The sequence below is a fragment of the Oleiphilus sp. HI0066 genome (assembly GCF_001635725.1).
The window spans coordinates 23012-32421 of sequence record NZ_LWFH01001023.1; the positions used below are offsets into that span (position 1 = coordinate 23012).

Sequence of the window (9410 nt, forward strand, 5' to 3'; positions counted from 1 at the left end):
TTTACATACGCTCATGACAAACCTCTGGCCGGTTTTTCATTGCCATAAGCATTAAAACTATTTTTAGAGGAAAAATCTTACTTTGGATTGACCAATAAAAGGACTTTTTCCAACACTTGCTCGATCGAATATTCGGTCGTGTCGATCGTGACAGCATCGTCTGCGGCCTTTAACGGCGCGGCTTTACGACCCATATCACGCGCATCACGCGCTTCGATCTCTTGCAAAAGGGTCGCGATTCTAACATCTTCACCCTGTGCCTTCAACTGTTGGAAACGACGCTCTGCTCTGGCTTGAGCAGAAGCGGTTAAGAATATTTTGAATTGAGAGTTAGGAAAAACAACTGTTCCCATATCTCGTCCATCAGCTACCAGACCAGGAAGCTGCTGAAAATCGCGCTGGCGCTGCAATAACGCTGCACGCACTTCAGGGAGAACCGCCACTTTTGAAGCATTATCGCCCGTGGTCTCAAGACGTAATTCACTCGTCACATCCTCTCCTGCAAGCATTACACGAACCGGCTCGCCCGGCTTTGAACTTTCAAAAGAACAATCAAGACCTGCCGCGACTGCGGCCAAACTTGACTCGTCATCTAAAGCGACATTTTGACGTAGCGCCGCAATGGCGGTTAAACGATACAAAGCCCCACTATCGAGAATCGACCAACCTAACTTAGTCGCAATTAACTGTGTAATCGTCCCTTTACCAGAACCGCTTGGTCCATCTATACAAAGAACTGGAGCTTGTGAATTTGGCGCCATTACGCGTCTCCGTTTACCTTCACATTCATCCCTACACGATTTGCTAATTCAACAAAGTTAGGGAAAGACGTCGCTACATTAGCGCAATCATTAATTACGATTTCACCTTCAGCACGCAATGCTGCAACAGAAAACGCCATTGCGATGCGGTGATCGCCATGCGAGTGCACCGTACCTCCATGCATCTTAGCACCTTGAATCACAATACCATCTGGCTTTACTTCAGTACGCACGCCAAGCTGCGCTAAGCCATCAGCCATTACTTGAATTCGGTCGCTTTCCTTAACGCGAAGCTCTTCAGCTCCACTTAACACAGTCTCGCCTTCTGCGCATACTGCGGCGATAAAAAGAACTGGAAATTCATCGATCGCCAAAGGCACCTGATCTTCAGGAATTTTAATACCCTTTAGTGGAGCCGATTTAATACGAATATCGCCAACGGGCTCACCACCAACGGTCTTTTCGTTAGAGACGGTAATATCCGCACCCATTTGACGAAGAATATTGATAACACCCACGCGAGTCGGGTTGAGACCAACGTGCTCAAGCGTAAGGTCTGACCCTTCAGCAATAGAGGCCGCTACCATAAAAAAGGCTGCTGAAGAGATATCCGCTGGAACATCAATTTTACCGGCCTGCATTGAATCGCCACCTGAAAGCTTCGCGGTCGCACCATCACGCTCAACAGAATAACCAAAGCCATTCAACATACGTTCAGTATGATCGCGAGTTGGCGCAGGCTCAGTCACACTTGTATCGCCCTCAGCATACATACCTGCAAGCAGTAAACATGATTTCACCTGAGCACTAGCCATCGGCATGTCGTAATGCATACCCGACAGCGCTTGCCCGCCCTTGATAAGCATTGGCGGACGCCCACCTTCAGCTGTTTCAATAACAGCGCCCATTTCACGTAAGGGCTTCGCTACACGCTCCATCGGACGCTTTGTCAGCGACTCATCACCAGCAAGCTCGGTATCGAAACTTTGTCCCGCGAGCAAACCAGCGAACAAACGCATGCCCGTACCCGAGTTACCTAAATAGATCGGCCCCGGAGGCGCTTGTAACCCATTCAAGCCGACACCATGAATCTTAACTCGCCCGTTGTTCGGCCCTTCAATGACAACACCCATATCACGAAAAGCCTGAAGCGTTGCAAGACTATCTTCACCTTCTAAAAATCCTTCGACCTCCGTGACACCTTCTGCAAGCGCTCCGAGCATAATAGATCGATGCGAAATAGATTTATCACCGGCAACACGAATAGCACCAGATAAAGCGCTGCCTGCGCCAGCATTAAAAATTACATTATTTGTATTCATAGCGTTTACGTAGGATTGTCCAGATAAGACTTTAGAAAAATGTTCTCGCGCCGCTCGAGCGCGCGTAAATACACCAAGCATTTCTTGGCTTTGGTCATCAGCGACCGCAGTGCGTAGTTTTTGCAAGTCTACAGAGAAGCGATCCAATACATTTAGAACGGCTTCTTTATTTGCAAGAAATATGTCGTGCCACATTCTAGGGTCACTTGCAGCGATGCGCGTGAAATCCCGAAAACCACCAGCAGCATAGCGGAAAATATCCTCGTTATCAGGATTTCCCGCCAAGGTATCAACCAATGAGAATGCGATCAAATGAGGAAGATGACTCGTTGCCGCCAAGACCTCGTCATGCTTTTCAACCGACATTTGCAGCACATTAGCACCACAAGCGCTCCACATCGCGTCAACTAAGGATAATGCTCGCTCATCAGTATGCGTTAAGGGAGTAAGAATCACTTTATGATTTTGGTAGAGCGAACTATTTGCGGCAGTAACTCCACTCTTTTCTGATCCAGCAATCGGGTGACCAGGAACAACAAACTCTGGCACATCGCCGAACACCGACTCGACTGCAGAAACAAAGTTACCCTTAACACTTCCTACATCGGTCAGTACAGCACCGGGCTTGATGAATGGTTTAACCTCTTGCAGCACACTCTCAAATGCTTGAACTGGAACTGCCAACACAATGATATCTGCGCCAGAAACTGCTTCAGCAATTGTTTCAGCAGCTACATCCACAGCACCTAATTCAATACCGAGCTTTGCGTGATTTGAATCAAGCGTATACCCGACCGTCTTCGAGACAACGCCTTGCTCCCTCAAGCACTTTGTTAAAGAACCGCCAATTAGACCAAGCCCAACAACCGAAACGGTGAGCCCTTTTAATTCTTGCATCGCTAAACTTAGCGAATCGCTAGCCATGACTAAGCGACTCCAAAACTTCAATAAAACGAGCGTTTTCTTCAGGAAGACCGATTGATACACGAAGGTGATTTGGCATTCCATAATTCGCTACAGGACGCACAATAACACCCTGCTGCAACATAGCTTCGTACACTTCCATTCCAGAACCTTTCGTATCAAAGCACACGAAATTGCCTTTCGATGGAATATATTCGTAGTCCAGTCGATCAAATGCATCGGTCAACTGCTTCATACCATGTTCATTTGTCGTGATGCTTTTCTTTAAATAGTCTTCGTCTCTCAATGAACCGAGAGCCGCAGCAAGCGCGAGACTATTCACATTAAATGGATGACGAACTCGATTCAGCACATCCGCAATTTCTTCATTTGAAATCGCATAACCAACGCGCAACGAAGCGAGCCCCCATGCCTTTGAAAACGTTCTCGTGACAATCAAATTCGGAAAATCAGACAGCAATGAAACCCCATTAGGAAAATCGGGATCGGTACTGTATTCAATATACGCTTCGTCCAACACCACGATCACGCTTTCTGGCACTTGAGACAAAAACTCTACAACTTCAGCTTTACTCAACACCGTTCCGGTTGGATTGTTTGGATTGGCAATAAAAATAAGGGATGTGCGATCGGTAATTGCCGAAAGCATTGCAGATAGATCATGCCCCCAATTCAGTGCCGGCGTTACAACGGCAGTTGCATTAACTGCTTGCGTCGCAATGGGATAAACCGCGAATGCATATTGCGAAAAAACCACCTCACGCCCTAGTTCGGCATAAGCTCGCGCAATTAAGTCAAGAATATCGTTAGACCCATTCCCCAGGGTAAGTTGCGATGACTGAACTTTTAAACGCGATGCAAGCGCTTCTTTTAGTTTAAAGCCATTACCATCAGGGTAGCGCGTCAATTGAGAAAGCTCGTTGCGGATTTCTTCTAAAGCAATTGGGCTAGGGCCAAGCGGGTTTTCATTACTTGCGAGCTTTACGATATTCGAGATGCCTAACTCTCGCTCCAACTCATCGCTTGGTTTGCCCGGTTGATAAGGATGTAAGCCTCGGGCACCTTGAGTCGCCAAAGACACAAAATCACAAGAAGAACGCGTTAAATCGCCCATTAGAAAACCCTTTTAAATCTATAAATACGCGTTACAAAACGCCAACGGGATAGGAACCAAGATGCTTAATGTCGACGGCATCTGGCGAAATATCTTTGATCACCGCCTGAACATTCTCATCATCAAAATGACCATCAAAATCGATATAGAAAACGTAAGCCCAAGTACTACTATTAGAGGGCCGAGACTCTAAGCGATTCATATTCACGCCGTGACGCTGAAATGGCTCCAAGACGTGATACAAAGCACCCGGCTTATCTTTCACTGAAACCATAATTGATGTTTTATCTTCGCCGCTCGCAGGCACGACCTCAGAACCGATAATAAGAAAACGTGTCGTGTTATCAGGACTGTCTTCTACATTTTTTGCTAGGAAATCTAAATCGTAGAGCTCTGCCGCCATATCACTTGCGATGGCAGCAACTCCAGGCTCCTCAGCGGCTAGTTTCGCAGCCTTACCATTGCTCGATACAGCAATACGCTCAACCTGCGGACAATGCGAATCCAACCATTTTCTGCATTGTGCTAGCGCCTGCTGGTGCGCATAAACGCGGGTCACATTCTCAAGCTTGGTTTCAGTTCCGCTGAGCAAGTTGTGGTGTATGCGAAGCTTTACCTCACCTGCAATAAATAAAGGTGAGTCTATAAAGCTGTCTAAAGTATGATTAACAATCCCTTCAGTTGAGTTTTCAACTGGCACGATGCCATAGTTCACTTGCCCCGACTCTACTTCTCGGAATACTTCATCAATAGCTGAAAGCGGTTCCGCTTTTACGAAATGACCGAAATGTTTGAGTGCCGCAGCATGCGTAAATGTACCTTCTGGGCCTAAGTAAGCAACTTTGAGAGGGCGCTCTAGGGCTAAACAACAAGACATGACCTCACGAAATAGTTTCGCCACATCCTCGTCAGGGAGAGGGCCTTCATTGCGCTCCATCACTGAGCGTAAAACTTGCGCCTCACGCTCAGGACGATAGTACTGAACCTCTTCACCATTTGAAGCAGCTTGCTTTACTTCAGCAACCTGTTGCGCACATTTTGCACGCTCATTCAGCAAACGATGAATTTCACTATCAATTCGATCTATATCTTTACGCAAGCGGCCTAACGCTTCTGCTTCATTCGTCATATCAAAGCCAATTACTGCAGTGTATCGCCATCAGTTGAATCACTTGAAGAGTCACTCTCAGAAGATTCAGCTTGTACCGCACCCTCTTCGACACCCTCATCATCTAATTCTTCTGACTCTGGTTCTTCGATACGCTCTACAGCCACTAAGCGTTCACCCTCTTGGGTGAGTTTAATTAAACGAACACCTTGTGTATTACGACCAAGGACAGAAACTTCTTCAGTGCGCGATCGAACGAGAGTGCCCTTGTCACTGATCAGCATCATTTCATCGCCTTCAAATGTTTGAACAGCGGACACTAAGCTTCCGTTTCGATCAGACACTTGCATTGCGATGACACCCTGACCACCACGATTGATGACTGAGAATTCATCAAGACGTGTGCGCTTGCCGTAACCGTTCTCACTTGCCACCAACAACAAGCCATCTTCCTCAGGAAGAATCAAAGAAACAACTCTGTGATTTTCTGGCAACTTAATACCACGCACACCACGCGCCGTTCTGCCCATCGCACGCACATCATTCTCATCGAAACGGATCATCTTACCGTGACTACCCATGAGCATGATGTCACGCTCACCATTAGTGATAGCAGCGCCAATCAACGTATCGCCATCATCCAAACCTAAAGCGATAAGACCTGAAGGGCGCGGACGCGAGAAGTTCTCTAGAGGCGTTTTCTTCACGGTGCCGTTCGCGGTCGCCATAAATACGTAATGATCGGCTGCGTATTCATTAACGGACAGGAACGTCGTAATACGCTCACCTTCGTCAAGCGGCAAAATATTCACCATTGGCCGGCCACGTGAACCACGGCTTGCTTGCGGAATCTCAAAGGTACGCAACCAATACACTTTACCTTTGTTTGAGAAACACAAAATCGTGTCATGTGAATTCGCGACAACGAGTTTCTCAATAAAATCTTCATCTTTCATTGTGGTAGCAGACTTACCGCGCCCACCACGACGCTGCGCCTGATATTCTTCAAGCTTCTGCGTTTTCGCATAACCTGCATGCGAAATAGTGACAACTAAATCTTCTTCAGTAATTAAGTCTGCAACTGTTAGGTCTCGACGCGAAGACATGATTTCTGTGCAACGCTCATCACCATACTCTTCTTTGATAGCTTCAAGCTCTTCACGAATAACAGCCATCAATTTATCTGGATCGCTTAAGATACCAAGAAGCTCAGTGATGCGTTCAAGAATCTCTTTGTATTCTGCAATGAGTTTTTCTGTCTCAAGACCAGTCAGACGGTGCAAGCGCATGTTAAGAATTTCTTGTGCTTGCGTCGGAGAAAGACGGTACTTACCGTCAACAAATCCATATTCCTCGCCTAGATCATCAGGCTTACACGCATCAACGCCCGCTTTCTCGAGCATGCCGACTACAGCACCTGGCTCCCAAGCTTGAGCAAGCAAAGCTTCTTTCGCTTCAGCAGAGGTTGGAGATTTCTTAATGAGCTCAATTACTGGATCGATATTCGCAAGCGCGACGGTAAGACCTTCGAGAATATGGCCACGCTCTCTCGCTTTACGTAACAAATAAACAGTACGACGGGTAACGACTTCTCTACGGTGCTTAACAAAAATCTCAAGTGACTGCTTAAGATTAATCGTCTTTGGCTCACCATCAACAAGCGCAACCATGTTGATACCAAACACGTTCTCAAGCTGAGTTTGAGAATACAAGTTATTCATAATTACATCTGGCACTTCACCTCGACGTAACTCAATAACAATACGCATGCCCTCTTTGTTTGACTCATCTCGAAGCTCGGTAATCCCTTCGATCTTTTTATCTTTAACAAGCTCTGCGATTTTCTCAATCAAACGCGCCTTGTTAACCTGATAAGGAATTTCTGTAACGACAATGCGCTCTTTACCTTTCGCGTCTGTTTCCACTTCATAACGCGCGCGTAGATAAATTTTACCGCGACCAGTCTGATATGCCTGAACAATACCAGCTCGACCGTTAATAATCGCTGAAGTCGGGAAATCTGGACCAGGAATGTAATCCATCAACTCATCAGTCGTAATATCTGAATTGTCTAACAAGGCTAAACAGCCACTGACAACTTCATTCAAATTATGCGGAGGAATGTTCGTTGCCATACCAACCGCAATACCTGATGAACCATTCACCAATAAGTTAGGAACACGAGTCGGTAAGACTTCTGGGATTTGCTCTGTGCCATCATAGTTAGGAACAAAATCGACCGTTTCTTTCTCTAGATCAGCAAGCAAAGAATGCGCAAGCTTCTGCATACGGATTTCCGTATAACGCATCGCAGCTGGATTATCCCCATCGATAGAACCGAAGTTACCCTGACCATCTACCAATGTGTAACGAAGAGAAAATGGCTGAGCCATACGAACAATTGTATCGTAGACCGCAGAATCACCATGTGGGTGGTATTTACCGATCACATCACCAACAACACGAGCAGACTTTTTGTATGCTTTGTTCCAATCGTTGTTCAATTCACTCATTGCGAAAAGAACACGTCGGTGAACAGGTTTCAAACCATCACGAGCATCTGGCAATGCTCTACCAACGATTACGCTCATCGCGTAATCAAGGTATGACTGCTTCAACTCATCTTCAATATTTACGGGAAGGATTTCTTTAGCGTGATCACTCATAGGGAGTGCATTCCTTTCATTTCGATCGTTTTTGTAATGCTCTTAGAGCACTTATCGTTATTAGGCAAAAATTGAAGCGCTTTGCCTTTCTTTGCGTTTTACTGAAACCAAAAGCAATTTTGGAAGTTAGCGCAAAATTAATCAACGCACTATACCATAAGCACAAAACAAAAGAGAGCATTTAGCGCGTTTTAGAGGGCTTGTTAACGCACTATTTTTGAATAAGATCTGAAAGCGAAGAAAGCGCAACAGAAAGTCGCGCCTTAGAACTGAAATTTACGCGAATACGACCGTTTTGTTTTCATGAATGATAACACGATCTTCAATATGCAATCGCAAGCCACGCGCCAACACAGTCTTCTCTGCATCCTTGCCTAGGCGCACCATATCTTCGATCGTATCACTGTGATTAATACGAATCACATCCTGATCAATAATCGGCCCCTCATCGAGATCTTGCGTCACGTAATGACACGTTGCGCCGATCAACTTCACACCACGATCATAAGCCTGATGATAAGGTTTTGCACCCGCGAAACTTGGCAAGAAACTATGGTGAATATTAATCACCCTTCCCTCATAACGCTCACACAAATCTGGAGGTAGTATCTGCATATAACGCGCAAGCACGACTAAATCCGTTTCGTAAGAATCGACCAACTCTTCGATTTGCTTAAATGCCTGCGGTTTTGTTTCTTTTGTGACAGGAACGTAGTGGTATGGAATCTCGTGCCATTCAACCATCCGACGCAAATCTTCATGGTTCGCGATCACAGCAACAATATCTATGTTCAACTCACCACTATGCCAACGATGCAGAAGATCAGCCAAACAATGCGATTCCTTTGAAGCCATCAAAACAACTTTCGGCTTTTGATGCGAATCAGCAACGGACCACTTCATCGAAAACTCATTTGCAATCGGCGCAAACGCCGCTTTAAAGCCTTCCAGATCAAAAGGCAGAGAACTTGCCTTAATCTCGTTACGCATAAAGAACCAACCGTTCTTTTGATCCGCGTGATAACTCGCCTCAGTAATCCAACCATTGTATGTCGCTAAAAAGTTACTCACTTTTGCGACAATCCCGGTTCGATCAGGACACGAAACAACTAAACGATAGGTTCTTTCCATTACTTCAATTCCAATACAGTCGGCTTAAACCGAGCAGAGCAAACGCAACTATTGACCAAGCAACTCGCTCGTTCTTGCTGCACAGATAAAATCATTTCTATGCAGACCTCCAATTTTGTGAGACCACCACGTCACCGTTAAACACCCCCACTCCACAATAAGCCTAGGATGATGCCCAACCTGCTCAGCATAATCACCTATCGAATTGGCGAATTCTTGCGCTTTAACAAAATTTGATACTTTAAAAACACGATGAAGGCGATTTTGCCCCTCTTCATGAATGACTTCCCAACCATCAACTTCAGATAACAAGTCTTTGATCTCATTGTCAGAAAGACGAGGCGCGTCTGCACGACACGCCTCACAAGTTTCTTTACTTAACAT

General features: G+C 45.8%; 7 protein-coding genes. All 7 read right to left on the reverse strand.

All coding sequences use genetic code 11. The features are described from left to right. Positions 1 to 77: 77 nt before the first annotated feature. Positions 78 to 761: a (d)CMP kinase gene (gene cmk, locus A3738_RS12295; protein WP_068502372.1), complete on the reverse strand. Its 684-nt coding sequence runs from the start codon at positions 759 to 761 to the stop codon at positions 78 to 80. Beyond that, positions 761 to 3007 (reverse strand): bifunctional prephenate dehydrogenase/3-phosphoshikimate 1-carboxyvinyltransferase, encoded by a 2247-nt coding sequence (locus A3738_RS12300; RefSeq protein ID WP_369819800.1) that lies wholly within the window; start codon positions 3005 to 3007, stop codon positions 761 to 763. The genes cmk and A3738_RS12300 overlap by 1 nt, the downstream gene beginning before the upstream one ends. Continuing rightward, complete coding sequence (hisC, locus tag A3738_RS12305; protein WP_068502374.1) at positions 3000 to 4121, reverse strand: histidinol-phosphate transaminase; 1122 nt, start codon at positions 4119 to 4121, stop codon at positions 3000 to 3002. The genes A3738_RS12300 and hisC overlap by 8 nt, the downstream gene beginning before the upstream one ends. Positions 4122 to 4152: 31 nt before the next feature. Further along, positions 4153 to 5250, reverse strand: a complete 1098-nt coding sequence (gene pheA / locus A3738_RS12310) for a prephenate dehydratase (protein ID WP_068477011.1) — start codon at positions 5248 to 5250, stop codon at positions 4153 to 4155. 11 nt (positions 5251 to 5261) lie between these two features. Beyond that, a complete protein-coding gene (gyrA, locus tag A3738_RS12315; RefSeq protein ID WP_068501936.1) occupies positions 5262 to 7895 on the reverse strand; it encodes a DNA gyrase subunit A in 2634 nt (877 codons plus the stop codon). 276 nt (positions 7896 to 8171) lie between these two features. After that, positions 8172 to 9026 carry a formyltetrahydrofolate deformylase gene (gene purU, locus A3738_RS12325; RefSeq protein ID WP_068477017.1) on the reverse strand — a complete coding sequence of 285 codons (855 nt, stop codon included), beginning with the start codon at positions 9024 to 9026 and terminating at the stop codon, positions 8172 to 8174. A 48-nt stretch (positions 9027 to 9074) separates the two neighbouring features. Next, positions 9075 to 9410 (reverse strand): 4a-hydroxytetrahydrobiopterin dehydratase, encoded by a 336-nt coding sequence (locus A3738_RS12330; RefSeq protein WP_068500301.1) that lies wholly within the window; start codon positions 9408 to 9410, stop codon positions 9075 to 9077.